Genomic DNA, 23,500 nt, shown 5'->3' with positions numbered 1-23,500 from the left:
CCGCCGCCGCCAGGTCGGACGCGGTGCCCGCCGAGCCCGGGCCGGACGCGGTGCCCGTCCGGCTCGGGGCTGCCGCCGCCTCAGGCGGCGTCGCGGACGTCACCGCGTCGGGTGGAGCTGGGTCGCGAGCTTCTCGATCGCCGCCGGGACGCGTACGCCGAGGACCGCGTCCGAGAGGGGCATGACGGCGAAGCGCCGGTTCTTGATCGCCGGGACGTCCTTGAGGGCAGGGTCCTCCAGGAGGCGCTGCTTCTTCTGTTCGACGGTCGTCGAGCCGTAGTCGTAGATGACGATCACGTCCGGCTTGCGGGCGACGACCTGCTCCCAGGTCGCGTCGCCGAACGGCTTGTCGAGGTCGGCGAAGACGTTGCGTCCGCCGGCGCGGGTGATCAGCTCGTTGCCGATGCCCTTGCCTCCGGCGGTGAACGCCGTCTTGTCGCCGCTGTCGTAGACGAAGACCGACACCGGGGCGATCCCGGTCAGCTTCTTCTCGGTCGCCGCGACGGTCTTCCTCGCGTCGGCCGTCCACCGCGCGCCGCGGTCGGGGACGCCGAAGGTCCGGCCGACCTCGTCGACCTCCCGGTAGAGGTCGGCGAGGGAGGAGGCGCCCGAGGGGCAGTACTCCATGTTCAGGCGGGTCTCGACGCCCGCCGCCTTCAGGTCGTCCCGGCTGCGGCCGGCCTTGGCGTCGAACGCGGAGGCGTAGCCGCCGTAGACGAAGTCGGGGTTCGCGGCGAGCAGCGCCTCCTTGGAGGGGTACTCCTTCGCGAGGACCGGCACCGTGTCGTACGCCTTCTTGTACGCGGGCAGGATCCGGTCGTCCAGGTAGGCGGTGCCGGCCAGGGACTTCTCCAGGCCGAGGGCGAGCACGACCTCGGTGACGTGCTGGTTCATGGTGACGGCCCGCTTCGGCGGGGCCTGGAAGGTCGTCTTCACACCGCAGTTGGAGACGGTGTACGGGAATCCCGGTGCGGCCTTCGCCGCGGGGGCCTGTGCCGAGGGGGCCGAGCAGGCGGCCAGCAGTGGGACGAGGGCGGCTGCGGGCAGCAGGGTAGGGCGGCGCCAGGTCATGACGGACATGCCTCCTCCGGGGATTTCCACGTCCCCAGTCGGTGGTGAGAGGCGGCAGGTCAGTTCCTGGCTTCCGGCGCCCGAAGGCGCCGGTCACAGTGGCGGGACCGTGCCGGATTCGCACCGGCTTCCTGGGTCCTGCCGCCCTGATGTCCGGTCAGTCTCTCATTCGGGCAAGGCGCCGTCAGACCTCGTAGGCCTCGACGACCTTCACGTCCTCCTCGGTCACGACGCCTTCGACGATGGTGAAGGAGCGGAACTGGAAGGGGCCCGCGCCGTCGGTGTCGGCGGTGGAGACCAGCACGTAGTGGGCGTTGGGCTCGTTCGCGTACGAGATGTCGGTGCGGGACGGGTAGGCCTCGGTGGCCGTGTGCGAGTGGTAGATGATCACAGGCTCCTCGTCCCGGTCGTCCATCTCGCGGTACAGCTTCAGCAGGTCGGCGGAGTCGAACTCGTAGAACGTGGGCGAGCGCGCGGCGTTCAGCATCGGGATGAACCGCTCGGGACGGCCGGCGCCGACCGGACCCGCGACCACGCCGCAGGCCTCGTCGGGGTGGTCCGCGCGGGAGTGTTCCACGATCTGGTCGTACAGGGCCCGGGTGATGGTCAGCATGTCCGACAGGATAAACAGACGGGCCGTCCGGTACCGAGGAGTGGTACGGAACGGCCCGAATGCCGAGACGTGGCAGCTCAGGAGCGCTTGGCGAAGGCCGCGCCCTCCGGGTTGCGGGCCTTCAGGACCAGGTAGGCGACAGCGAGGATCAGGCCCCACAGCGGCGCGCAGTAGAGCGAGATCCGCGCGTCCTTGTCGATGCCCATCATCACGATGACCATGCCGATGAAGGCGAGGGCGAAGAGGCTGGCCCAGATGCCGCCCGGCGCCTTGAAGGACGACTGGGGCAGCTCGCCGCGGTCGGCCTTGAGGCGGAAGCGGACCTGGCAGATCAGGATCATGATCCAGGCCCACATGCCGGAGATGGTGGCGAAGGAGACGACGTAGTTGAAGGCGTCGCCGGGCCACTGGTAGTTGATCCAGACGCCGACCATCATCAGCCCGGCGGAGAACGAGGTGCCGACCAGCGGCAGGCCGTTCTTGGTGAGCTTGGTGAAGAACTTCGGGCCCTGGCCGTTGAGCGCGAGGTCGCGCAGCATGCGGCCGGTGGAGTACATGCCCGAGTTGCAGGAGGAGAGCGCGGCGGTCAGGACGACGAAGTTCACGATGGCCGCGCCGATGCCGAGGCCCATCTTCTCGAAGGCCGCGACGAACGGGGAGACGCCCGGCTGGAAGTGGGTCCACGGGACGACCGACAGGATCATGATCAGCGCGCCGACGTAGAAGACGGCGATGCGCCACGGCACGGTGTTGATGGCCTTGGGCAGGACGGTCTTCGGGTCCTTGGACTCGCCCGCCGTCACACCGACCAGCTCGACCGCGAGGAAGGCGAACATGACCATCTGCAGGGTCATCAGGGTGGAGCCGATGCCCTTGGGGAAGAAGCCGCCCTCGGACCACAGCAGGGTCATCGAGGCGGTGTCACCGGCGTCGGAGAAGCCGATGGTGAGGATGCCGGCGCAGATCAGGATCATGCCGACGATCGCGGTGACCTTGACCATCGAGAACCAGAACTCGAGCTCACCGAAGAGCTTGACCGAGATCAGGTTCGCGAGGAACAGGACGACCGTGAAGATCAGGGCGAACACCCATTGCGGCTGATTGAGCCAGCCGTCCGCGTTCTTGGTCCAGTACTGCATGTACTCGGACGCGGCGGTCACCTCGGTGATGCCGGTGACGACCCAGAAGAGCCAGTACGTCCATCCGGTCACGAAGCCCGCGAAGGGACCGATGAACTCGCGTGCGTACTCCGAGAAGGAACCGGACACGGGGCGGTACATGAGGAGCTCGCCGAGCGCCCGCATGATGAAGAAGATGACGAGGCCCGCGATCGCGTACGCGAGGATCAGGCTGGGTCCCGCCTTGGAGATGCCCTTGCCCGCGCCCAGGAAGAGGCCGGTGCCGATGGCGCCGCCGATCGCGATCATCTGGATCTGACGGGCGCCGAGTGCCCGGTGATAACCCTCGCCCGAGGCGGAGTCCGCGGCCTCACTGCCGTCGTGCTGCTTGTCGACCTGCACTGAGGTCATGGTGGTGCGCCTTTCTCCATGCTGATCCGCGCCGACTGCGTCTGGCTGCGGATCAGGTCCTGATCCCCCCGGATATGGATGGAGTGCTACCGGCGGTCAGCCGGCCAAAGCGCCCCCGGGAACAGGGGTGGCGTCCCCGGGCGGTCGTGAAGATTTATCACGGGGGAAACAGTGATCGAGGGGCGGCAATGTGGCGCACGCCACATGCAAAAGAGGGCAAAAGCCACTCAAGAGGACCAGCTAGAACACTTTGGTGACGTATTCGTTATCCGGATTTGAGTGTCCGCTGAGCGAACGGAACTCAAGCGCCGGGCATCAGGGTCTCGACGAGCGACTCCTGGAGCGCGCCGAGCCAGAGGTACGCCATCACCATCGGCTTGCGCGGATCGGAGTCCGGCAGCCGGTAGAGCGCCTCGCTCTCGTCCTCTTCGGTGACCTCGAGACGGGTCCCGATGGTCAGCCGGAGGTCGTTGAGGGCGCCGAGCCAGGCCCGGGACTCGTCGGCGGTGAGCTTGAGGATCGCCCCGCCCTCGCCTGACGAGGTGAGCGCGTCCAGGTTGCGGACGACCGCGAGGGCGTCCTCGCGCTTGCGCGCCCGCAGGTCGTTCTCGGTGTAGCGCCGGAAGTCGGCCGCCGCCGCCCGCAGCTCCTCGTCCTCGTCGCCGTACGCGTCCGGGAAGAGCCGCTTGAGGGCGGGATCGCTCGGGGGCTCGCTCGGACCTTCGGCGAAGAGCGCGGCCAGCGGGTCCTCGCCCTCGACCGGCTCGTCACCCGGACCGATCAGCTCCATGAGCTGGACGGCGAGGGAGCGCAGGATGGAGATCTCGACCTCGTCGAGCGCGACGGCCGCGCCGCCGCCGGGCAGCGCCTCGAAATGGCCCGCCATCAGCCGCGGTCCTGGGTGAGGGTCGCCCACAGCCCGTAGCCGTGCATCGCCTGCACGTCCCGTTCCATCTCCTCGCGGGTGCCGCTGGAGACCACCGCGCGGCCCTTGTGGTGCACGTCGAGCATCAGCTTGTGCGCCTTGTCCTTGGAGTAACCGAAGTACGCCTGGAAGACGTAGGTCACATAGCTCATCAGGTTGACCGGATCGTTGTGGACGAGGGTCACCCACGGCACGTCCGGTTCGACGACCGCGAAGGTCTCTTCGGCCGATTCCGTACGTTCGATCTCAATAGGCGCGACGCTCACTTACACCATGCTGCCACCTCGGGAGGGGGGTCGCACAAACGGGTCACCTCCCGACACGAGAAATCGTCACTCTGACGATTTCTCGTGTAGCATCGCTGACATGAACGCTGCGGACCTTGGGCTCCCGGTGGACGTGCCGTCGACCGCGCTCTTCACCGACCAGTACGAGCTGACCATGCTCCAGGCGGCCCTCCGGGGCGGTACCGCCGACCGGCGCTCCGTCTTCGAGGTCTTCACCCGGCGACTGCCCGAGGGGCGGCGCTACGGCGTGGTGGCCGGCATCGGACGCGTCCTGGACGCCGTCGAGAACTTCCGCTTCGACGCGGGCGTCCTCGGCTTCCTGCGCGACCAGGGCATCGTGGACGAGCCGACGCTGAAGTGGCTGGCCGCCTACCGCTTCTCCGGGGACATCTGGGGCTACCCCGAGGGCGAGGTGTACTTCCCCGGCTCCCCGATCCTGCGGGTCGAGGGCTCCTTCGCCGAGTGCGTGCTCCTGGAGACCGTGATCCTCTCGATCCTCAACCACGACTCGGCCATCGCGGCGGCCGCCTCCCGGATGTCGGCCGCGGCCGGCGGCCGGCGGCTGATCGAGATGGGCGCCCGGCGCACCCACGAGCTGGCCGCCGTCGCCTCCGCGCGAGCGGCCTACGTCGGCGGCTTCGACTCCACCTCGGACCTGGCGGCCGGCTTCCGCTACGGCATCCCGACCGTCGGCACCTCCGCGCACGCCTTCACCCTGCTGCACGACAGCGAGCGCGACGCCTTCCAGGCCCAGGTGGACACGCTGGGCCGGGGTACGACGCTGCTCGTCGACACCTACGACATCGCCGAGGCCGTCCGTACCGCCGTCGAGCTGGCGGGCCCGCAGCTCGGAGCCGTCCGGATCGACTCCGGCGACCTGCTGCTCGTGGCGCACCGGGTGCGGGCGCAGCTCGACGAGCTGGGCGCGAAGGACACCAAGATCGTGTGCACCTCGGACCTGGACGAGTACGCCATCGCCTCGCTGGCGGCGGCGCCCGTCGACGCGTACGGGGTGGGCACGCAGCTGGTCACCGGCAGCGGGCACCCGACCTGCTCCATGGTCTACAAGCTGGTCGCCCGGGCCCAGTCGGCCGACCCGAAGGCGCCGCTGATCGCGGTCGCCAAGAAGTCGCTCGGCGGCAAGACCTCGGTCGGCGGCCGCAAGTGGGCGGCGCGGCGGACGGACGCGGACGGGGTCGCGGAGGCGGAGGTCGTCGGCACGGGACCGGTCCCGGCCGAGCTCGCCGACCGCCAGCTGCTCGTGGAGCTCGTCAAGGGCGGCGACGTGGTGGCCCGCGAGCCGCTGGAGGCGGCCAGGTCGCGGCACATCGCGGCGCGGGCCGGGCTGCCGATGTCGGCGATCCAGCTGTCGCGGGGCGAGCCGGTGCTGCCCACGGAGTATGTGTAAGGAGTACGTGTAACACCCTCCGACGCCCCCTCCCGCGGGGAGGGGGAAGTCTCTAGGCTCGACGTCATTCCCCCTTCCGAGCCGTCCCTTCCCGCCATCCCGAGCCCCTCCCATCCCGCCGCCCCGAGCCCCTCCCTTCCCGCCATCCCGAGCCCCTCCCTTCCCACCGCCCCGCCCATCAAAGGACACCCGCCATGCACCGCGCATTGATCGTCGTGGACGTTCAGAACGACTTCTGCGAGGGCGGCAGCCTCGCGGTGGCGGGGGGAGCGGACGTCGCCGCCGCCATCACCGACCTGGTCGGGGAGGCGGCGGGCGCCGCGTACCAGCACGTGGTGGCCACCCGTGACCACCACGTCTCTCCGGGCGACCACTTCGCCCCGGCGGGCCAGGAGCCGGACTACGTCTCCTCCTGGCCGGTGCACTGCGTCGCCGGCACGGAGGGCGTGGGCTTCCACCCGAACTTCGCGCCCGCGGTCGCCAGCGGGGCGATCGAGGCGGTCTTCGACAAGGGCGCGTACGAGGCGGCGTACAGCGGCTTCGAGGGGCGTGACGAGAACGGCACGACGCTCGCGGAGTGGCTGCGGGAGCGGGATGTGCGCGAGGTCGACGTGGTCGGAATCGCGACGGACCACTGCGTGCGGGCGACGGCGCTGGACGCGGCGCGCGAGGGGTTCCGTACGCAGGTGCTCCTCGACCTGACCGCCGGGGTCGCCAAGGCGACGACCGAGAAGGCCCTCGAAGAGCTGAGGACGGCCGGGGTCGAGCTCACCGGGAAGCCCGTGGTCTAGGCCCTGATCGGCCGGCCCTAGGGCCAGGTCAGCGCGGCGCTCGTCGTCGGCTGGGCCCATCCGTCCCGGCCCCTGCTGTCGGCGGGGGGAGCAGCAGCGGGACGAATGCCCACAACGGGGGGTGGGGGTGGGATCGCCCCGGCGGGACGCGTGTCCGCGCCCGGCTCCTTCGGCAGCGAGCGTATGGAGTGCCAGAGCTCGTGGGGCGCCGTGCGCCACAGGAGGCCGTCCGGGTGGTGGAGGACCGCGGTGATCTCGTCCGGGGTCGGGGGTTCCGCGTTGCCGCGGAGATAGACCGCTCGCAGGCCCAGGTTCCGCAGCCTGGTCAGGGCGCGGGCGCGGTTCGCCGCGTGGACCAGGAAGCGGACCGTGGCGCCGTCGCCCGCGGGGCTCGGGAGCCCGATCGCGACCACCACGCTGCCTCCCGGCAACTTGCAGAACCCTCCACCGGGCATGCCGAAACCACTCCCCCTGTGAACCTGCTGTCAATAAGAACTCGGTCAGCTGCACCTAAACACGATCGGCCGCCGCCCGCTAGAGGGCGACGGCCGATCATGCCTTGACCTGCGACGATGCAGATTACTTCGTCGACGGACCCACCTGGACCGTGATCGTCTCGCCGTTCTTCGGCTCCTTGACGACCGTGATCTTGGTGTTGGTGTCAGTTACCTTCACACCGGCCCGCTCGGTCTCCTTGAACCAGTACGTGCCCTTGCGGTCGTCGAAGACCGGGTTGCCGGCCTGCGGCTTGATCCACACCGGGACGTCCGCCTTGTGGAGCTGGAAGGCGTCGGTGCGGTAGGTGCCGAAGGGCGCGTCGTGGGACTGGATGCGGTTGCGCATCAGCGTGCCGTCGGTCCACTTCAGCGGCGTCGGGTGCGCGTCGATCGGAAGGACGAGGCCCTGGCCCGGGTGGACGGCCGTGTTGTTGTCCTTCTGCGAGGTGTCCCACAGCCAGACGAGCAGACCGTTCTGGTACGGGTAGTGCTCGACCCAGCTCGCCTTGTCACCCGCGAAACCGAAGTTGTACGGGCCGACCTTGAGGGTCGCGTCGTACGAGACGTACTGGCGGTTCTCCGCGAGGTAGTACTGCTCGTACGCCTCGGTGAAGGAGCCGCCGATCCGCGAGAAGCCCTTCGGCGTCCAGCCGTTGTCACCGTTCTCGGCGTTGTCCGAGAAGACAGTGGCACCGTCGGCGGTCAGCGTGATGGCGTCGGCCGCGAAGCCCTTGCCGCCCGCGCCGCCGTCCGTCTGGTAGCGGAAGCGGAGGTCGAACTTCTTGCCCGCGTAGGCGTCCAGCGGGAAGGCCAGCGACTTGTACGCGCCGGAGACGTCGGTCAGCGCCGGGGCGCCGCTCGCGTCGCGCGGCAGCGGCTTGCCGTCCACCGTGCCGTCCAGAGCGGTCCAGTTGGCGCCGCCGTCCGTCGACACCTCGGTGTAGAGGTAGTCGTAGTCCAGCTCGATGTCGTACCAGCCCTTGAGCTCCAGGGCGGCCTTCGACTTGCCGGTGAGGTCGACCGAGCGGGTCAGGGTGTTCTTGAGGTCGTCACCCATGTCGCTCCACCACTGCGTGGCACCCTCGGCGGGGGCGACGACCTCGGTGGTGACCTGCTTCTTCGGCAGCTCGACGACGAGCGCCTGCGGGTTCTTGGTGTTGTACTCGGCCACGCCCAGCTTGTGGGTGGACTTCGTACCGCGCTGCTCGTTGCTCACCTTGGTGTAGTTGAGCCAGCCGAGCTGGAGCTTGTCCCAGGCGGTCATGTCGCCGGGCAGGTCGCCGATGGACTCCTTGCCCCGGCCGAGCCAGGAGCCGGAGGACATCAGGGACCAGAAGCCGGTCGAGTTCTCGGCGCCGGCCTTGCCCGAGGTGTCGTACAGGTCGGGCAGACCCAGGTCGTGGCCGTACTCGTGGGCGAAGACGCCGAGGCCGCCGTTCTCGGGCTGCATCGTGTAGTCGCCGACCCAGATGCCGGTGTCGCCGATCTGCGTGCCGCCGGACTTGTTGTTCGCCGGGCCGGTCTTGCCCGCGTCCGTGCCGTACGCGTACCAGCGGTGGGCCCACAGGGCGTCGCCGCCCTGGACGCCGCCGCCGGCCGACTCGTCCTCGCCCGCGTGGACGATCTGGAAGTGGTCGATGTAGCCGTCGGCCTCGTTGAAGTTGCCGTCGGCGTCGAAGTCGTACCGGTCCCACTGGTCGTACTGCGCCATGTCGGCCTTGATCTGGGCGTCGGTACGACCCTTGGCCTTCTGGTCCGCGGTCCACGCGGCCACACCGTCGCGGACGGCGTCCCAGACGTTGGCGCAGTTGCTGTTGCCGCAGTAGTTCGAGCCGTAACGGGCCTCGTTGTACTCGACCTTGACCCAGTCCGAGACGCCGCCCTCGACCGAGTACCGGCCCGAGGAGGTCTTCTCGTAGTAGGTCTTCAGGGACTGCTTCGGCTGGCCCTTCTTGTCCTTGCCGGTGCCGAAGTACAGGTCCTGGAAGTGCTGCTGGTTGTAGTCCTTCTGCCAGGCCGTCGAGTTGTCCTTCGCACGGTCCGGCTCGGCTATCTGGTTGTGCAGCGGGCCGGGCGTGCCGCCGAACTTCGGCTTCGGCTCGGTGGTGTCGTCGTCGGCGCGGTCCACCAGGGTCGTGTTGTCGACCTTGTCACCGAACTCGACGAGGATCGTGAAGATCTTGTCGGTCTTCTCGCGGCCCAGCTCGACGTACTTCTTGCTGTCGAGCTTGACGACCTGGGAGCCCCCGCGACGCTCGACCTTGGTCTCGCCGCTCAGCACCTGCTCGAGCGCGGCCTTGCGCTGCTGCTCCTGCTGCTTGCTGTACGGACCCTCGAGGTCGTGGTCGACCGCGGTCTTGTCCACGCCGGAGCCCGGAGCCGGGTCCTGGCGCTCGATGCCTGCCGGTGCGGTCGGACCCCTGTCCTCGGCCCATGCGGTGGCGAAAGTCGAGGCGGTGGCGGCGGTGGCCGCGAGCGCCACGACGACTGCGGACGCTCTGATCGCCCGTCGTCTGTTGGTCACTTGATGTGTTCCTCCCCGGCGCCCGCGCCCACGGACCGAAGGTGGGGTGTCCGCTCGGCGGGGGTCGCGCGTCACAAGTGACGACATTCGACCGGAGCTGGAGGAGAAAAGACAGATCTTGACTTGAACAGACCAACTGCACTATGTAGGAGTCCATTTCCGCTATCCGGACGGCCACCGGGCGCACCGAGGAGGGCGGTTGGCGGAATCGGTGACTCGATGCGCCCCCTGTGCATCCGTACCGTGGGTTAGGTCACGCTTACTACCCGTTTCGCTCGGGCATCCACCGTCGTAGAGTCGCTCGGGAGTGCGACCCGCCGATGCTTCGAGGGACGGTACCCGTCATGCCGCGTCCGAACGCCGCACAACTCGCCTATGGTTCGGCCACCGTCGTCTTCTCGACCGTCGCCCTGCTGCTGCTGTCCCGCACCACGACGCCGCTCGGGATCGTGGTGATCAGCGCCGCCGGACTGCTGCTCGGGCTGCTCGTCACGGTGACGATGCCCGTCCATCGCAAGGCGCCCGCGCCCGTGCCACCCCTCCCCCGGAACGACGAGATCCGGGTACCGGCCGCGCGCGTGGGCGCGGGGGCCGATACCCGGATCGGATCGAGCTCGTAGCCGCTACTGCGGGACGGACACCACCACGGTCTTGGCGGCCTTGTCGTGCAGGCCCTGCTTGTAGGGCTTGTCGACCAGGATCAGGATCAGCAGGAGCAGCGGCCACAGGCAGGCGCAGCAGATCAGCGCGGGCAGCCACAGCACGATGGCACGGATCAGCGAGGCGTTCATCGGCGGCGTGGAGCCGTCGTTGAGCATCGCGACCCGCAGCTTCATCCACTTCTTGCCGAGGGTCTGGCCGTTCTTCGCCACCATCACGGTGTCGTACCCGACGTACGCCACGATGGTGATGAGCTGGAAGACGAGACCGGTGCCCGTGCTGGTCGCGGTGATGGTGTCGCCGAAGTCGTCGCTGTCGGAGGCCCGGTCGTACACGTTGAACGGGATGCCGATGATCGCGAGCGGCACGGCGATGATCAGCCAGTCGACGATCCTCGCGAGGATGCGCTTGCCGGAGTCGGCGAGCGGCGGCATCCCGGCCAGCGGGTCCTGACCGCCGTAGCCGCCCCCGCCGCCGTAGGGCTGGGAGCCGTACGGCGGGGGCGGCGGCGGAACGTTGTCGTACGGGGAGCCGGGCGGCGGTCCCCCCGGCGGGGGCCCGCCCGGCGGCGGCCCTTCGGGGGGAGGCGGCTGGGAGCCGTACGGAGAGCCCGCCGACGGCGGCGTGGGCTCCTGCGGCTTCTTGAGGAACGGGTCGTCCTCGGGCGGCTGGCCGGGCGTCGGCTGGTCGTTGCTCATGGGGGCAGTGCATCCCGCGAGGCAGGGCCCCGCAAGGAATCGCCGCCCGTTCGGGGGACCGCCGTACGGGCGGCCCGTCGCCCCCGGTCGGCGAGCCGGGGCCTACCCGGCCACGAAGGTGTGGGCCGCCTTGTCGTGCCAGCACTGGCGCCAGGGGCGGTCGAAGAGGCACCACAGGACGTTGAGGACACCGAGGACCAGAAGCCCCAGGACGCTGTAGACGAGCCAGCGGCGCAGGGCCGCGCCGAACGTCGGCGGCTCGTGCGCCTCGATGTCCCGCACCTGGAGACCGCAGAGCTTCTTGCCGAGCGTGCGGCCCCACTTGGCGGTGGGCACCGCCTCGTACAGCACGCCGAGGACGAGGAAGGCGGCGAGCGCGATCCCGAACTGGAGGGAGGTCGTGCCGTCCAGGAGCCAGACCTGGACCGTGGTGCCGGACTGCTTGGCCGCCTCGATCTTGGCCTCGATGTGGTCGAGCGCCTGGGTGACGAAGGGGAAGGACGCCCCTGCGACGAGTGCGCCGAGGACGAGGGTGTCGACGAACCGGGCGACGAGGCGCTTGCCGAGACCGGCGGGGCGGGCGGCGGCCTGGGCCCGGGCGGCCCGGAGGAACGGGTCCTCGACGGGCGGCTTCCAGGGGAGGACGGGCTGCTCCGCCTCGCCGGCCTGGGGGCCGGCAGCGGCGGCGGAGGGCTGCGCGAGCTGCTGGACCTGCTGGGGCCAGGAGGGGGCGCCGCCGCCGGGGCCCGTGGTGACGGGAGCGGGAGCGGGGTTGGCGGCCGGGGTGGGGGCCGGTGCGGGCTGCGCCTGACCGGGCACGCGCGGGAGCGGCGCGTGCGGGGCGGCCTGCGGGGCCTGCGCGCTGCCTTGCGGCGCCCTGAGGGCCTGCGGGCCCTGCGGGCTCTGCGGGCTCTGCGGGCTCTGCGGGCTCTGCGGGCTCTGCGGCTGCGCCGCCGGTGTGCCCTGCCCGCCGGGCGTGCCCTTGGGCGGAAGGGCACGGATCGTCATGGTTCCCTCCGCCTGCGGCTTCGTCTGCCGTACGCCGGGCAGCGCGCCGCCCGTCGGGTCGGCCGCCGGAGCCGGGGTGACGGGCATGCCGCCGAGCCGGGCCGAGGACGTGGCCGCGGGGCGCGGGGCGGGAGTCGGTTCGGGCGCGGGCGAGGGCGTGGGTGCGGGCTCGGGGTTCGCGGTCCTGGCGGCGGCCACGCGGGGGTCCGGCGCGCCACCCGTCGGCGCGGCGGGCTCAGCCTCCGGCGCGCCCCAGGAGACCCGCTGGTCCCGGTCCCCGCCGAAGCCGGTCTGGCGGGAGACGTCCGCCTGCCACGCCGAGGCCGGCTCGGGCTCGGGCCGCGTCTCGGCGACCGGCTCCTCGTCCAGGAAGACGGGTCCCGTCTCCTCCACGGCGGGCACCGGAGTGGACGGAACCACGGGCGCGGGCGAGGGGTTCGGGGCCAGCGCCGGTCCCGCGGGCATCACCCCGGCCGGTGCGGTCGGCGGCGCCTCGCCCTCCTTGGGCGCGGGCCGACTCGTCCCGGGCACCCAGGCGCCCCCGTTCCAGTACCGGATGTATCCGGGAATGGACGGGTCCGGGTAGTACCCGGCCTGCGGTACCTCTCCGCCGGCTCCAGGAGGAGTAGCCACTGCCCCGACTCCGTTCCGTCACAACGCTTGTCTCAGGGAGGACAGTAACGAAGAACACGGCCCCGGGAACAAAGAGGCCGACAGAAACCCGCCTTCGAGCGACATACCCACAAAACCCGCCACTCACCGTCACGCTCGGGCCGACGGTCACCCGCGATCGGGGCCCCGAGAAACTTCCCGAAAAAACTTCTCGGAAGTCGCGTAATGGCCGGCCGCCACCCCGCTCTCTTCCTGTGCGGGCCCACCCGGGCCCCATACCGGAGAGGACGTCACCCCATGCAGAACACCGAGAACACCGTGGTCGAGCGCGAGCTGGAGCTGAAGCTGGTGCTCTCCCCCGAGCGCTCCATCCCCGTACCCGCCCGACTCGCCTACCGCACCGACGACCCGTACGCCGTGCACATCACCTTCCACGTCGGCTCGGACCACCCGGTCAACTGGACGTTCGCCCGCGAACTGCTCGTCGAGGGAGTTTTCCGGCCCTGCGGTCATGGGGACGTCCGTATCTGGCCCACCAAGGTCGAAGGGCGCAACGTCGTGCTGATGGCGCTCTCCTCCCCCGACGGCGACGCGCTGCTCGAAGCACCCTCGGCGCAGGTGTCCGCGTGGCTGGAGCGGACCCTGCGCGCGGTGCCGCCGGGCACCGAGTCCGAGCAGCTCGGCATCGACGACGGTCTTGCCGAGCTCCTGGCCACCACGTCGGTCGCCGACGACCTGTGGCTGCGCGACCCGTGGCCGTCGGACGAGTCCCAGGACGGTGAGGTGTGAGGGGGGTCGCTGCGCGGTCAGAACAGCTTTCCGGGGTTGAGGATCCCCAGCGGGTCGAAGGTCCGCTTGATGCCCTGCTGCAGCTCCACCCCCACCGGCCCCAACTCCCGTGCCAGCCAGTCCTTCTTGAGTACGCCCACACCGTGCTCGCCGGTGATCGTGCCGCCGAGCTCCAGACCGAGCGCCATGATCTCGTCGAAGGACTCCCGCGCCCGCCGGGACTCGTCCTCGTCCGCCTGGTCGAAGCAGACGACGGGGTGGGTGTTGCCGTCGCCGGCGTGCGCGCAGACGCCGATGGTCAGGTCGTACTTCTCCGCGATGGCGGAGGTGCCGTCGAGCATCGCGGCCAGTTTGGTGCGGGGCACGCACACGTCGTCGATCATCGTCGCGGACTTGATCGTCTCCAGCGCGGTCAGCGACAGTCGGCGCGCCTGGAGGAGGAGTTCGGACTCGGCGGCGTCCTCGGCCGGGACGATCTCGGTGGCACCGGCCGCCGTGCACAGCTCCCCGACGGCGGCCAGATCGGCGGCCGGATCCGGGGTGTCGAAGGCACACAGCAGCAGCGCCTCGGTGGTGTCCGGGAGCCCCATGTTCGCCAGCTTGTTGACCGCACGGACGGTGGTGCCGTCCATGAGCTCAAGAAGCGAGGGTGTGTGGCCGCGCTCCATGATCGCGCAGACGGCGTCGCAGGCGGCGGCCGCGGAGGGGAACTCGGCGGCGAGCGCGAGCTGTACGGGCGGCTGCGGACGGAGCGCGAGGGTCGCGCCGACGACGATGCCGAGACTGCCTTCGGAGCCGACGAAGAGCCGGGTCAGGTCATACCCGGCGACCCCCTTGGCGGTGCGCCGGCCGGTGGAGAGCAGCCGCCCGTCGGCGAGGACGACGTCCAGGCCGAGGACGTACTCCGCCGTCACCCCGTACTTCACACAGCACAGGCCGCCGGAGGCGGTGCCGATGTTCCCGCCGATGGTGCACTGCTCCCAGCTGGAGGGGTCCGGCGGGTAGTACAGGCCGTGCTCGTTCACGGCGCGGGACAGGACGGCGTTCACCACGCCCGGCTCGACGACGGCGATCCGGTCGACCGGGCTGATCTCCAGGATCCGGTCCATCTTGACCAGGGACAGCACGATGCAGCCCTCGGAGGCGTTCGCGGCGCCGGACAGACCGGTCCGCGCGCCCTGGGGGACGACCGGGACGCGCAGCGCGGTCGCGGTGCGCATGACGTGCTGAACCTGCTCGACGGTGCGCGGGAGCACGACGGCCGCGGGGGTGCCGGCCGTGCAGAAGCTCGCCATGTCGTGGGCGTAGGAGGCGGTGACGTCCGGGTCGGTGATCAGCGCCTCGGCGGGCAGCCCCGCGCGCAGGTCGGCGTGGAGCCGCGTCAGAAGATCGTCCATACGTCCAGCGTGGCACCCGGGGCCATCGGTGTGAACCCGCCGTGCGTTCGGCTTCGCCGAGCGGAGTGGACGCTTCGTGTGCTCTTCGTACTGGCCCAGAGTGAGCGCCATGAAGACGGAGAACATGTCGAGGACGGTCCTCGCGGCCGGGGTGGGCGCGGTGCTCGCGGCGACGGCTCTGCTGTACGCCCCCGATCTCGCCCCGGGCCTGTTCGACGACGGGCCGTCGCCCGCGCCAGGAGCCGCCGCGCGGGCGGCGATGGCGGCGAACGCGGGTGCGCAGGCCTCGCTGCCCGATCTGGCCGCGCTCATCGGCGACCGGGAGAAGTGGCTGGCGGAGCACCCGACTGATGACGCGTCATGGGCCGTGCTGGGCGCGGCTTATACGGAACGGGGTGCACGGCTCGGCGACGCCACGTACTACCCGCGGGCGGAGCGTGCGCTGAGGCGCTCGCTGGAGGTACGGCCGGCCGCGCGCGGGAACCTCGACGCGCAGCTGGGCCTCGCCGCCCTGGCGAATGCCCGGGGAGACTGGCGCACGGCGCGGACCTGGGGCGAGGCGGTGCGCAAGGAGGAACCGAAGCGCTGGGCGGCGTACCCGCTGCTGATCGACGCGTACAACGGGCTCGGAGAGTACAAGTCGGCCCAGAAGGCGCTCTCCACGCTGGAGGAGCTGCACACGGGCGGGGCGGTCAGGGCGCGGGCGGCGCAGATGTACCGCAACCGGGGCTGGCGGGAGGACGCGTCGGCGGCCGCGAGCGACGCGGTGGCGCAGGCGGCGACGGGTGCGGAGAAGGCGGCGGCGCTGGCCCGGCTCGGCGATCTGGCCTGGGAGCGGGGCGAGCCGGAGGAGGCGCTCGCGCAGTACGGGGCGGCGCTGGGGCTCGTACGGGACCACGGCCCGTCGCTGGCCGGCCGGGCCCGGGCGCTCGCGGCGCTCGGCCGTACGGACGAGGCGGTCGACGGCTACCGGGCGGCCCTGGCGCGGCTGCCGCTGCCGGAGTACGTCCTGGAGGCGGGCGAGCTCTACGAGTCGCTCGGCCTGGACGGGGACGCGCAGAACGAGTACGAGCTGCTGAGGACGCGGACGTGGGTCAACGCGGAGGCCGTCCTCGGTCTGTTCGAGGCGGACCACGGTGACGCGGTCGCGGCGGTGCGGCGGCTGAAGGAGGAGTGGGCGCGCGGGCACCGGTCGGTGCAGGTGGCGGACGCGCTGGGGTGGGCGCTGTACCGGGCGGGGCAGCCGAAGGAGGCGCTGCAGTACGCGAAGAAAGCGACGGACGAGGGGCTGCGGAGCGCCCTGTTCACGTACCACCGGGGCGAGATCGAGCGGGCGGTGGGGGACCTGGGCCCGGCGCGCCGCCATCTGGCGGAGGCGCTGCGTATCAACCCGTACTTCTCACCGCTGCTGGCCCCGGAGGCACGGTCGGCGGTGGCGGCGCTCGGGGACCCTCCGGACGAGCTGCCTCAGGAACTGCGCCCGGAGCCGACCGAGCCCCCGGAGCCGATCAAGCCCCCGCCCCCGCCGAACCCGACCGCCTCGGCACCGCCCCTCCAGGAGCCGCCGACGAGCCCGGAGCCGAGCTAACCGGAGAGTGCTCCGGGTTGTGCGGATGCGCGGCGGCAGCGCTGCGGCGCCAACCCCGCGGGCGCCGCAGCGTGCCGGCGCCCCGGGCGGGCCCGGGTGCTCGCGGCGACGGGCCCGGGGCGGTGGCCCCGGGCCCGTCGGTCTCGGCGGACGAGGACTACAGGTTGCCGCGCTTCTCCTGCTCGCGCTCGATCGCCTCGAACAGGGCCTTGAAGTTGCCCTTGCCGAAGCCCATCGAGCCGTGGCGCTCGATCATCTCGAAGAAGACGGTCGGACGGTCCTGGACCGGCTTCGTGAAGATCTGCAGCAGGTAGCCGTCCTCGTCGCGGTCGACGAGGATCTTCAGCTCACGCAGGGTCTCGACGGGCACCCGTGTCTCACCGGCCCACTCGCCAAGGGTGTCGTAGTACGAGTCCGGGGTGTCGAGGAACTGGACGCCGGCGGCGCGCATGGAACGCACGGTCGCCACGATGTCGTTGGTGGCGAGGGCGATGTGCTGGACGCCCGCGCCGCCGTAGAACTCGAGGTACTCGTCGATCTGCGACTTCTTCTTCGCGATCGCCGGCTCGTTGATCGGGAACTTCACCTTCAGGGTGCCGTCCGCGACGACCTTCGACATCAGCGCCGAGTACTCGGTCGCGATGTCGTCGCCCACGAACTCCTTCATGTTCGTGAAGCCCATGACCTTGTTGTAGAAGGCCACCCACTCGTTCATCTTGCCGAGCTCGACGTTGCCGACGCAGTGGTCGATGGCCTGGAAGGTGCGCTTGGCCGGCGGCTCGACGATCGGGTTCGCGGAGACGAAGCCCGGCAGGTACGGGCCGTCGTAGCCGGAGCGCTCGACGAGGGTGTGGCGGGTCTTGCCGTAGGTGGCGATGGCGGCGAGGACGACGGTGCCGTTCTCGTCCTTCAGCTCGTACGGCTCGGTGATGCCGGTGGCGCCGTGCTCGACGGCGTAGGCGTACGCGGCGCGCGCGTCGGGTACCTCGATCGCCAGGTCGACGACGCCGTCACCGTGCTCGGCGACGTGCTCGGCCAGGAAGCGGCCCCGGTCGGTGGCAGCCTTGATGACGGAGGTGAACACGAAGCGGGCGGCGCCGTTCGTCAGGACGTAACTGGCGGTCTCGCGGCTGCCGTTCTCCGGTCCGGAGTACGCGACGAGCTTCATGCCGAAGGCCGTGGAGTAGTAGTGCGCGGCCTGCTTGGCGTTGCCGACGGCGAAGACGACCGCGTCCATTCCCTTCACGGGGAAGGGATCGGCCTGCCGCGCCGTGGAAGGGGTGTGATCGATGGTCTCAGTCATGACGGCAGAGTCCCGCCGATCGGCAAGCTGCGCAATAGTTCGCCTCCCAGCTGGGCAATCTGCACAGTGACCAGCCAGTATGAGCGGGATACTTGTACAGGATGACCATGAGGAGGCCGGTGTGGCGATCGATCATCTGGACGGCAGGCTGATCGTGCTCCTTGCCCAGGAGCCGCGGATCGGGGTCCTGGAGGCCTCGCGCCGGCTCGGGGTGGCGCGCGGCACGGTGCAGGCACGCCTCGACCGTCTCCAGGCCAACGGGGTGATCCGCGGGTTCGGCCCGCAGGTCGACCCGGCGGCGCTCGGCTACCCGGTGACCGCGTTCGCGACGCTGGAGATCAAGCAGGGCCAGGGCGCCGACGTCCGGGGCCACCTGGCGACCGTGCCCGAGGTGCTCGAACTGCACACGACCACCGGCCACGGGGACATGCTCTGCCGCCTGGTCGCCCGCTCCAACGCGGACCTCCAGCGGGTGATCGACCGGGTCGTCGGCTTCGAGGGCATCGTGCGCGCCTCCACGGCGATCGTGATGGAGAACCCCGTACCCCTGCGGATCATCCCGCTGGTGGAACAGGCGGCGGAGGACGTCGACTGACTCCGGGAGAGGCACTTCCAAAGAAGTAGTTGCAAAGAATCCCTTGCAACTACTTCTTTGCAACTCTAGGCTCGACTCATGCCCGCACACGAGGAACGTGTCAGCCGCACACTCGACCCGCGCTCCCTGCGCGGGCTCGCCCACCCGCTCCGCATCCAGCTGCTGCGCGCCCTGCGCCACCACGGGCCCGCCACCGCCTCCCAACTGGCCGAACGGCTCGGCGAGTCCAGCGGCGCGACCAGCTACCACCTGCGCCAGCTCGCCGCGCACGGCTTCGTCGAGGACGACCCGACCCGGGGCAAGGGCCGGGAACGGTGGTGGAAGGCGGCCCAGCAGGGCACGTCCGTCGACGAGTCGCTGCACCGCAACGCGGACCCCGAGGTCCGGGGCGCCATGGAGGTCTACCTCCACGAGATCGCGACCATCCACACCCAGGAGCTGAACACCTGGCTCGGCACCCGCCACGACTGGGACGACGTCTGGGCCGGCGCCACCGACATGAGCGACTTCACGCTGCGCCTGGCGCCCGAGCGGCTGCGCGAACTCAACGCCAAGATCCACGAGTTGATCAACGAGTACGGGGAGAGCGCCGACCCCGACGCGCCGGGCGCCACCCGCGTGCGGATGCACCTGCACGCGTTCCCTCAGCGAGAGAACTGACGGAAGGGATCACGAAACCATGCACGCCGACATCCACCTTCAGCTCCACCGCCTGCACGCCGGCGAACTCCGGAACGCGGCGGCCCAGGCACCTCCCCGCACCCCGCTGCGTACCCAAGTGGGCTGGGCGCTCGTCGAGTTAGGGCTGCGCCTGGCCGTCCCCGCCTCCCCCCGACCGGTCACGCTCGCCGCATGAGCACACCGGAGGGACGTGCTCCACTGGCCACCGTCCTGGCCGCCAACGCCATTTCCATCACCGGGAATTCGCTCACCCTCATCGGAGTCCCGTGGTTCGCGCTCGACACCACGGGCAGCCCCGGCAAGGCGGGCCTGGTCGCCTTCTGCGCGGCCGTCCCCGTCGTCGTCTCCGCCATCGTCGGCGGCCCGGTCATCGACCGGATCGGGCGCCGCCGGATCAGCGTCGTCTCCGACCTCGTCTGCGCCCTCGCGCTGGCCGCGATCCCGCTCCTGCACGGCGCGGGCGTGCTGGAGTTCTGGATGCTGTGCGCGCTGATGGCCGTGACCGGCCTCTTCCACGCGCCCGGCGAGACCGCCCGCCACGTCCTCGTCCCCGACCTGGCCCGCCGCGCGGGAACCCCGCTCCCCCGTGCCGCGAGCCTCTACGACGCCGTCTCACGGGGCGCCCGGATGACCGGCGCCGCACTCGCCGGCGTCCTCGTCGCCCTCATCGGCGCGGACACCGTGCTGCTCCTCGACGCCGTCACCTTCGGCCTCTCGGCCCTGCTCGTCCTCGTCGGACTACGGGGCGTGCCGTCCGCCGCGCCCCAGCCGGACCCGGCCCCCTTCTCCCTGTCCGACTACCGCGCCGAGCTGCGCGAGGGATACACCTTCGTGCTCCGCTCCCCGCTGATGCTCGGCATCGTCCTGATGGTGATGGTGACCAACGGCCTCAACCAGGGCTGGAGTTCGGTCCTGCTGCCCGTCCACGCCCGGGAGAACCTCGGGGGCTCCGCCGCGCTCGGTCTGCTCGTCGCCGTCTTCGGCGGCTCCGCGCTGCTCGCGGCGCTGCTGTACGGGGCGGTCGGCCACCGCTTCCCGCGCCGGGTCGTCTTCACGGCCGGGTTCCTGCTGTGCGGGGCCCCGCCGTACGCGGTGGCCGCGCTCACCGACACCACGCTGCCGCTGCTCGTCACCATGGCCGCGGGCGGCTTCGGGGCCGGGCTCCTCAACCCGATCCTGGCCACCGTGGCGTACGAACGCGTCCCCGACGAGCTACGCAGCCGGGTCTCCGGAGTGACGATGGCCGGGGTGCTCCTGACGACCCCGCTGGGCGGCCTCGTCGCGGGGCAGCTGATCGAGAGGGCCGGCCTGGTGACGGCGCTGCTCACGCTCGGCGGAATCTACTTCCTGGCCACGCTCGCCCCGATCGTGTTCCCCTCATGGCGCGAGATGGATACCGCTCCTCGGACCGTCAGCAGCTCGGAATCTTCGCCTCCTGCCCCTGCTCCAGCGCCCGGAGCGAAGACACCGCGTCGTTGAGCGTGGAGACCGGGATCAGCCGCATTCCCTCCGGAAGCTCCGCCTGCGCGTCGGAGCACTCCGCCTTCGGTACGAGGAAGACGCTCGCCCCGTCCCGTCCGGCTGCCTGGGTCTTCAGGGAGACCCCGCCGACGGCGCCGACCGTGCCGTCCGGCTCGATCGTTCCTGTACCGGCGACGGTCCGGCCGCCGGTGAGGTCGCCGCCCGAGCCGTCGCCGTCGAGCTTGTCGACGATCCCGAGAGAGAACAGGAACCCGGCACTCGGCCCGCCGATGTCGGCGAGGTGGAGGGTGACCTTCACATCCTTCGGATCGAGCTTCAGATAGCCGAGGGCGGCCATGGTGGCGGCGTCCTGCGACTGCTTCATCTGGCCCAGGTTGTGCTTCTCGACCTCGGCGTCCGACTTCCCCGGAGGGTAGACGGAGTCGCGCGGCAGCACGGCCCGGTCGGTACGGAACCAGGCGTCGGCGACCTCGCCGAAGTCGTTGTCCACGCTCGGTCCGGTCGCCACGATCGTCGTCATCAGCAGCTTGCCCTCCGTCGGGCGGACCGGCGCGCCGCTGATCGTGATGACCTCACGCCCCTTGTCCTTGCCGAGCACATCGGCGGTCGAGCCGGGCTGCGCGATGGCGAACGGCAGCGGCGCGAGCCCGACGACCGCGAACAGCGCGGCGACGGGCAGGGCGCAGAGCGCGAGGGCACGGTTACGCGTGAGACTGGAGAGCACGCACCCAATCTACTGGGCGGCCCTGTGAGGGACGGTTCGGGCGAAGAACGAGCGGACGAGCCTGCGCACCGCGGGCACGGACGTCCTCGGTTCGATCGCGCCGACGAGCCGGACCCGGTCGGCCGTGGCCATCAGGCCGGCGGCGTTCAGCTGCGGCACGAGGGCGGCGTAGTCGGTGAAGGCCCAGTGCCCCGCGTCGTCGAGCTGTCGCCGGACGGTACGGCCCCCGGGGTGGGCGAGCATCGCGGACCACGAGCGGTCGAGCCGCGCGTCACGGAAGCCGTCCGTGCCGAGGAGGAGCAGCGGCCGGTCGACGCCGTCCCGGGCCACCGGGAAGAGCTCGCCGTCGGCCCGGTCCAGGTAGCCCTCCAGGTTCACGGCGGCGGCGATCCTCCGGTCGTCGTAGAGCGTCTGGGCGGCGGTGGTGCCGCCGGCCGAGTGCCCGTAGATCCCGACCCGCCCCAGGTCGAGGGCGCGGCCCAGGGGCCCCTCCAGGGCTTCGAGCCGGTCCAGGACGAACCGTACGTCCGCGAGGCGCGTGTCGATCATGGTGCGGAACTGCTCGGCGTCGGGCGGGCCGAGGAAGACGGTGGGGCGCACCTTGTCGCGTCCAGGCCGCTCGGTGGGGAAGTCCACCTCGCTCGCGTCCCCCGGGTGGTCGACGGTGACGACGACCCAGCCGTGGCTCGCCAGCTCCTCGGCGAGCGAGGTGCCCATGGTGCGGGCGTCGCCGCCACCGGGGCTGTAGACCAGCACGGGCCGGCGGCCGGGCGCGACCGGGGCGCCCGGGTGGGTGTGGGTGAGGGTGGCCGCCCAGTCGACGCCGGCCCTGGGCAGCCCCTGGCGGATCTCGGGGCCGAGGAGGGTGAAGAGTTCCGCGGCACCCGGGGTCAGCTGCGGTGCGCGCGGGTATCCGCGGACGGTCCGGGCCGGGTGGAGGACGGTGACCATCACCTCCCGTACGCCGATCTCCGGCTTCCACGGGTCGTTGCGGGAGGGGTCGACGAGGTGGAGGGTGGTGGCGCCGATCTTGTACGGGCCGGTGGGCGCGGGCAGCCGGAGGACGAGGTCGCGCGCGGCGGCGGCCCGGGCGGTGGCCGGGGTGAGGGCTAGGGCGGCGGCGAGGAGACCGGCCCTGGTGACGGTCCGTCGGCTCATGGGGGAAGGTGTCATGCGGACAGGCTGGCGCCGGGCAGGGGCTTCGGACGAAGGTTGAGGCTGTGATCGAAAGGCTTGTGCGGTGATCCGGATCCGTTTCACGGCGGAGGACTTCGCCCGCGTACGGTTCGCCGCCCGACCGGCCCCGGTGCCGGAGCTGAACGCGGCCTTCATGATGATGCTCGGCGGCGGCGACGAGCTGCTGTTCGGCCGCTGGCGACGACGGGTGCTGCGGTCCCTGCCGGACGCCGTGGCGCCGCTCGCGGACCTCGTCCCGGCGGGCGATCCCCCACTGTTCCTCGATGTGCTCGGCGAGACTCTGACGGAGGGCCTCGACCTGGTGGCGGGGGCCCCGCCGAAGCTGGTGCGCTCGGAGCTGGAGCGGGTGTACGCCGGGCGTCCGTCCCCGCGGTGGATCCGCGAGCTCCACGCGGGCGGGGCCGACGCCCTGCGCGTGCTGCGCCGCGCCCAGCGGGCGGCGTTCGAGACCGTCGTGGCACCGGTGTGGCCGCTGGTGCAGGACCTGCACCGGGCGGAGTTCACCCGGCACGCCCTGACCGTCGCCGAACACGGCGTCGGCGCGGCCCTGCCGGCCCTGGTGCCCGGCACCCGGCTGCGCGACGGCGTCTGGGAGTGGGCGGCGCCGGGTGTCGCTCACGAGCGGGAGATCACGCTCGGCGGGCGGGGGCTCGTCCTGCTGCCGACCTTCCATTGGACCGGCCGGCCGCTCGTCCAGGACCTGCCGGACCGGCCGGTGGTCGTGACGTACGCGGCGGGGCCCGGCCTGCCGCTCACACCGGGCGCGGCGCCCGGCACGGACGAGTCCCTGGCGACGGTCCTCGGGCGCACCCGCCTCGAACTCCTCCGCGCCCTCACCGACGCCCACACGACGACGACCCTGGCCCGCCGCCTGGGCATCAGCAACGCGACGGCGTCGGCACACGCGTCGGCACTCCGGGGCGCGGGCCTGATCACGACGTCCCGAGCGGGCAGAGCGGTGGAACACCGCCGGACGGCGCTGGGGACGCTCCTGGTCGGCGCGGTCGCCTGACGCGGCTCACCACCCCCGTTGTGGGCATTCGTTCCGCTGGGGCGGAACGGGTGGGCACAACGGACGGCGCCCTTGCGGGCGCCTCCGCCCCTCGTGCCTGCGCCCACCG

General features: G+C 71.2%; 22 protein-coding genes, 1 pseudogene and 1 riboswitch. Of the genes and pseudogenes, 10 read left to right on the top strand and 13 right to left on the bottom strand.

The window, feature by feature from the left end:
- Positions 1-99: 99 nt before the first annotated feature.
- The 5 genes from ABZ939_RS10290 to clpS all read right to left on the bottom strand — a co-directional run bounded on the left by ABZ939_RS10290 (position 100) and on the right by clpS (position 4,404).
- A complete protein-coding gene (locus ABZ939_RS10290; protein ID WP_361851896.1) occupies positions 100-1,071 on the bottom strand; it encodes an ABC transporter substrate-binding protein in 972 nt (323 codons plus the stop codon).
- A 60-nt stretch (positions 1,072-1,131) separates the two neighbouring features.
- Positions 1,132-1,205: riboswitch (cobalamin riboswitch) on the bottom strand.
- A gap of 50 nt (positions 1,206-1,255) precedes the next feature.
- Positions 1,256-1,684 (bottom strand): M67 family metallopeptidase, encoded by a 429-nt coding sequence (locus ABZ939_RS10285; protein ID WP_361851362.1) that lies wholly within the window; start codon positions 1,682-1,684, stop codon positions 1,256-1,258.
- Between the two features lie 77 nt (positions 1,685-1,761).
- Entirely contained in the window at positions 1,762-3,213 is a 1,452-nt protein-coding gene (locus ABZ939_RS10280; protein WP_361851360.1) for an amino acid permease, read from the bottom strand.
- 301 nt (positions 3,214-3,514) lie between these two features.
- Positions 3,515-4,099 (bottom strand): DUF2017 domain-containing protein, encoded by a 585-nt coding sequence (locus ABZ939_RS10275; protein WP_361851358.1) that lies wholly within the window; start codon positions 4,097-4,099, stop codon positions 3,515-3,517.
- Positions 4,099-4,404 (bottom strand): ATP-dependent Clp protease adapter ClpS, encoded by a 306-nt coding sequence (clpS, locus tag ABZ939_RS10270; protein WP_260229635.1) that lies wholly within the window; start codon positions 4,402-4,404, stop codon positions 4,099-4,101. Before clpS ends, ABZ939_RS10275 begins: the two co-directional genes overlap by 1 nt.
- A gap of 100 nt (positions 4,405-4,504) precedes the next feature.
- Between clpS and ABZ939_RS10265 the strand changes: the two genes are divergently transcribed.
- Both ABZ939_RS10265 and ABZ939_RS10260 read left to right on the top strand, forming a co-directional pair.
- Positions 4,505-5,833 (top strand): nicotinate phosphoribosyltransferase, encoded by a 1,329-nt coding sequence (locus ABZ939_RS10265; RefSeq protein ID WP_361851356.1) that lies wholly within the window; start codon positions 4,505-4,507, stop codon positions 5,831-5,833.
- A 194-nt stretch (positions 5,834-6,027) separates the two neighbouring features.
- A complete protein-coding gene (locus tag ABZ939_RS10260) occupies positions 6,028-6,624 on the top strand; it encodes an isochorismatase family protein (protein WP_361851354.1) in 597 nt (198 codons plus the stop codon).
- 155 nt (positions 6,625-6,779) lie between these two features.
- Here the strand turns inward: ABZ939_RS10260 and ABZ939_RS10255 are convergent.
- Both ABZ939_RS10255 and ABZ939_RS10250 read right to left on the bottom strand, forming a co-directional pair.
- Positions 6,780-7,079 (bottom strand): annotated as a pseudogene (locus tag ABZ939_RS10255) (hypothetical protein); the annotation flags it as partial.
- A 124-nt stretch (positions 7,080-7,203) separates the two neighbouring features.
- A complete protein-coding gene (locus ABZ939_RS10250) occupies positions 7,204-9,645 on the bottom strand; it encodes an immune inhibitor A domain-containing protein (protein WP_361851352.1) in 2,442 nt (813 codons plus the stop codon).
- A gap of 344 nt (positions 9,646-9,989) precedes the next feature.
- Here ABZ939_RS10250 and ABZ939_RS10245 point away from each other — a divergent pair, with 344 nt between their 5' ends.
- A complete protein-coding gene (locus ABZ939_RS10245; protein ID WP_361851350.1) occupies positions 9,990-10,265 on the top strand; it encodes a hypothetical protein in 276 nt (91 codons plus the stop codon).
- A gap of 3 nt (positions 10,266-10,268) precedes the next feature.
- On the opposite strand, the gene ABZ939_RS10240 is transcribed toward ABZ939_RS10245, so the two are convergent.
- Positions 10,269-11,003 (bottom strand): RDD family protein, encoded by a 735-nt coding sequence (locus ABZ939_RS10240; RefSeq protein ID WP_361851348.1) that lies wholly within the window; start codon positions 11,001-11,003, stop codon positions 10,269-10,271.
- 102 nt (positions 11,004-11,105) lie between these two features.
- Positions 11,106-12,644, bottom strand: coding sequence for an RDD family protein (locus tag ABZ939_RS10235; RefSeq protein WP_361851346.1), 1,539 nt, complete (start codon positions 12,642-12,644; stop codon positions 11,106-11,108).
- 276 nt (positions 12,645-12,920) lie between these two features.
- On the opposite strand from ABZ939_RS10235, the gene ABZ939_RS10230 reads away from it, so the two are divergent.
- On the top strand, positions 12,921-13,412 hold the full coding sequence (locus ABZ939_RS10230) for an SsgA family sporulation/cell division regulator (RefSeq protein ID WP_361851344.1): 492 nt from the start codon (positions 12,921-12,923) through the stop codon (positions 13,410-13,412).
- A 17-nt stretch (positions 13,413-13,429) separates the two neighbouring features.
- On the opposite strand, the gene ABZ939_RS10225 is transcribed toward ABZ939_RS10230, so the two are convergent.
- Positions 13,430-14,809 (bottom strand): FAD-linked oxidase C-terminal domain-containing protein, encoded by a 1,380-nt coding sequence (locus ABZ939_RS10225; protein WP_361851342.1) that lies wholly within the window; start codon positions 14,807-14,809, stop codon positions 13,430-13,432.
- A 109-nt stretch (positions 14,810-14,918) separates the two neighbouring features.
- On the opposite strand from ABZ939_RS10225, the gene ABZ939_RS10220 reads away from it, so the two are divergent.
- Complete coding sequence (locus tag ABZ939_RS10220; RefSeq protein ID WP_361851340.1) at positions 14,919-16,397, top strand: hypothetical protein; 1,479 nt, start codon at positions 14,919-14,921, stop codon at positions 16,395-16,397.
- Positions 16,398-16,554: 157 nt separating this feature from the next.
- Here ABZ939_RS10220 and hppD read toward each other — a convergent pair whose 3' ends face one another.
- A complete protein-coding gene (gene hppD / locus ABZ939_RS10215; RefSeq protein WP_361851338.1) occupies positions 16,555-17,700 on the bottom strand; it encodes a 4-hydroxyphenylpyruvate dioxygenase in 1,146 nt (381 codons plus the stop codon).
- 121 nt (positions 17,701-17,821) lie between these two features.
- Here hppD and ABZ939_RS10210 point away from each other — a divergent pair, with 121 nt between their 5' ends.
- The 4 genes from ABZ939_RS10210 to ABZ939_RS10195 all read left to right on the top strand — a co-directional run bounded on the left by ABZ939_RS10210 (position 17,822) and on the right by ABZ939_RS10195 (position 20,455).
- Complete coding sequence (locus tag ABZ939_RS10210; protein WP_137989086.1) at positions 17,822-18,295, top strand: Lrp/AsnC family transcriptional regulator; 474 nt, start codon at positions 17,822-17,824, stop codon at positions 18,293-18,295.
- Between the two features lie 78 nt (positions 18,296-18,373).
- Positions 18,374-18,955 carry a winged helix-turn-helix domain-containing protein gene (locus tag ABZ939_RS10205; protein ID WP_361851336.1) on the top strand — a complete coding sequence of 194 codons (582 nt, stop codon included), beginning with the start codon at positions 18,374-18,376 and terminating at the stop codon, positions 18,953-18,955.
- A 19-nt stretch (positions 18,956-18,974) separates the two neighbouring features.
- On the top strand, positions 18,975-19,151 hold the full coding sequence (locus ABZ939_RS10200; protein WP_361851334.1) for a hypothetical protein: 177 nt from the start codon (positions 18,975-18,977) through the stop codon (positions 19,149-19,151).
- Positions 19,148-20,455, top strand: a complete 1,308-nt coding sequence (locus tag ABZ939_RS10195) for an MFS transporter (protein ID WP_361851332.1) — start codon at positions 19,148-19,150, stop codon at positions 20,453-20,455. Before ABZ939_RS10200 ends, ABZ939_RS10195 begins: the two co-directional genes overlap by 4 nt.
- Here ABZ939_RS10195 and ABZ939_RS10190 read toward each other — a convergent pair.
- Together ABZ939_RS10190 and ABZ939_RS10185 are read right to left on the bottom strand one after the other, a co-directional pair.
- On the bottom strand, positions 20,388-21,182 hold the full coding sequence (locus tag ABZ939_RS10190) for a S16 family serine protease (protein WP_361851330.1): 795 nt from the start codon (positions 21,180-21,182) through the stop codon (positions 20,388-20,390). The genes ABZ939_RS10195 and ABZ939_RS10190 overlap by 68 nt on opposite strands.
- Before the next feature lie 9 nt (positions 21,183-21,191).
- Positions 21,192-22,340, bottom strand: coding sequence for an alpha/beta hydrolase (locus ABZ939_RS10185; protein WP_361851328.1), 1,149 nt, complete (start codon positions 22,338-22,340; stop codon positions 21,192-21,194).
- Positions 22,341-22,422: 82 nt separating this feature from the next.
- Between ABZ939_RS10185 and ABZ939_RS10180 the strand changes: the two genes are divergently transcribed.
- Positions 22,423-23,391, top strand: coding sequence for a winged helix-turn-helix domain-containing protein (locus tag ABZ939_RS10180; RefSeq protein ID WP_361851326.1), 969 nt, complete (start codon positions 22,423-22,425; stop codon positions 23,389-23,391).
- Positions 23,392-23,500 lie beyond the last annotated feature (109 nt).

The organism is Streptomyces sp. NPDC046712, from assembly GCF_040645695.1.
Taxonomy (GTDB): Bacteria; Actinomycetota; Actinomycetes; order Streptomycetales; family Streptomycetaceae; genus Streptomyces.
Note: the sequence above shows the minus strand (reverse complement) of the source record. Positions and strands in the feature narration are given on the sequence as shown.

Coding starts and splice junctions, on each gene's coding strand:
- hppD (WP_361851338.1), bottom strand. CDS start 17,700: ATGACTGAGACCATCGATCACACCCCTTCCACGGCGCGGCAGGCCGAT.
- ABZ939_RS10205 (WP_361851336.1), top strand. CDS start 18,374: ATGCCCGCACACGAGGAACGTGTCAGCCGCACACTCGACCCGCGCTCC.
- ABZ939_RS10280 (WP_361851360.1), bottom strand. CDS start 3,213: ATGACCTCAGTGCAGGTCGACAAGCAGCACGACGGCAGTGAGGCCGCG.
- ABZ939_RS10230 (WP_361851344.1), top strand. CDS start 12,921: ATGCAGAACACCGAGAACACCGTGGTCGAGCGCGAGCTGGAGCTGAAG.
- ABZ939_RS10285 (WP_361851362.1), bottom strand. CDS start 1,684: ATGCTGACCATCACCCGGGCCCTGTACGACCAGATCGTGGAACACTCC.
- ABZ939_RS10260 (WP_361851354.1), top strand. CDS start 6,028: ATGCACCGCGCATTGATCGTCGTGGACGTTCAGAACGACTTCTGCGAG.
- ABZ939_RS10290 (WP_361851896.1), bottom strand. CDS start 1,071: ATGACCTGGCGCCGCCCTACCCTGCTGCCCGCAGCCGCCCTCGTCCCA.
- ABZ939_RS10200 (WP_361851334.1), top strand. CDS start 18,975: ATGCACGCCGACATCCACCTTCAGCTCCACCGCCTGCACGCCGGCGAA.
- ABZ939_RS10240 (WP_361851348.1), bottom strand. CDS start 11,003: ATGAGCAACGACCAGCCGACGCCCGGCCAGCCGCCCGAGGACGACCCG.
- ABZ939_RS10265 (WP_361851356.1), top strand. CDS start 4,505: ATGAACGCTGCGGACCTTGGGCTCCCGGTGGACGTGCCGTCGACCGCG.
- ABZ939_RS10245 (WP_361851350.1), top strand. CDS start 9,990: ATGCCGCGTCCGAACGCCGCACAACTCGCCTATGGTTCGGCCACCGTC.
- ABZ939_RS10195 (WP_361851332.1), top strand. CDS start 19,148: ATGAGCACACCGGAGGGACGTGCTCCACTGGCCACCGTCCTGGCCGCC.
- ABZ939_RS10220 (WP_361851340.1), top strand. CDS start 14,919: ATGAAGACGGAGAACATGTCGAGGACGGTCCTCGCGGCCGGGGTGGGC.
- ABZ939_RS10185 (WP_361851328.1), bottom strand. CDS start 22,340: ATGAGCCGACGGACCGTCACCAGGGCCGGTCTCCTCGCCGCCGCCCTA.
- ABZ939_RS10225 (WP_361851342.1), bottom strand. CDS start 14,809: ATGGACGATCTTCTGACGCGGCTCCACGCCGACCTGCGCGCGGGGCTG.
- ABZ939_RS10275 (WP_361851358.1), bottom strand. CDS start 4,099: ATGGCGGGCCATTTCGAGGCGCTGCCCGGCGGCGGCGCGGCCGTCGCG.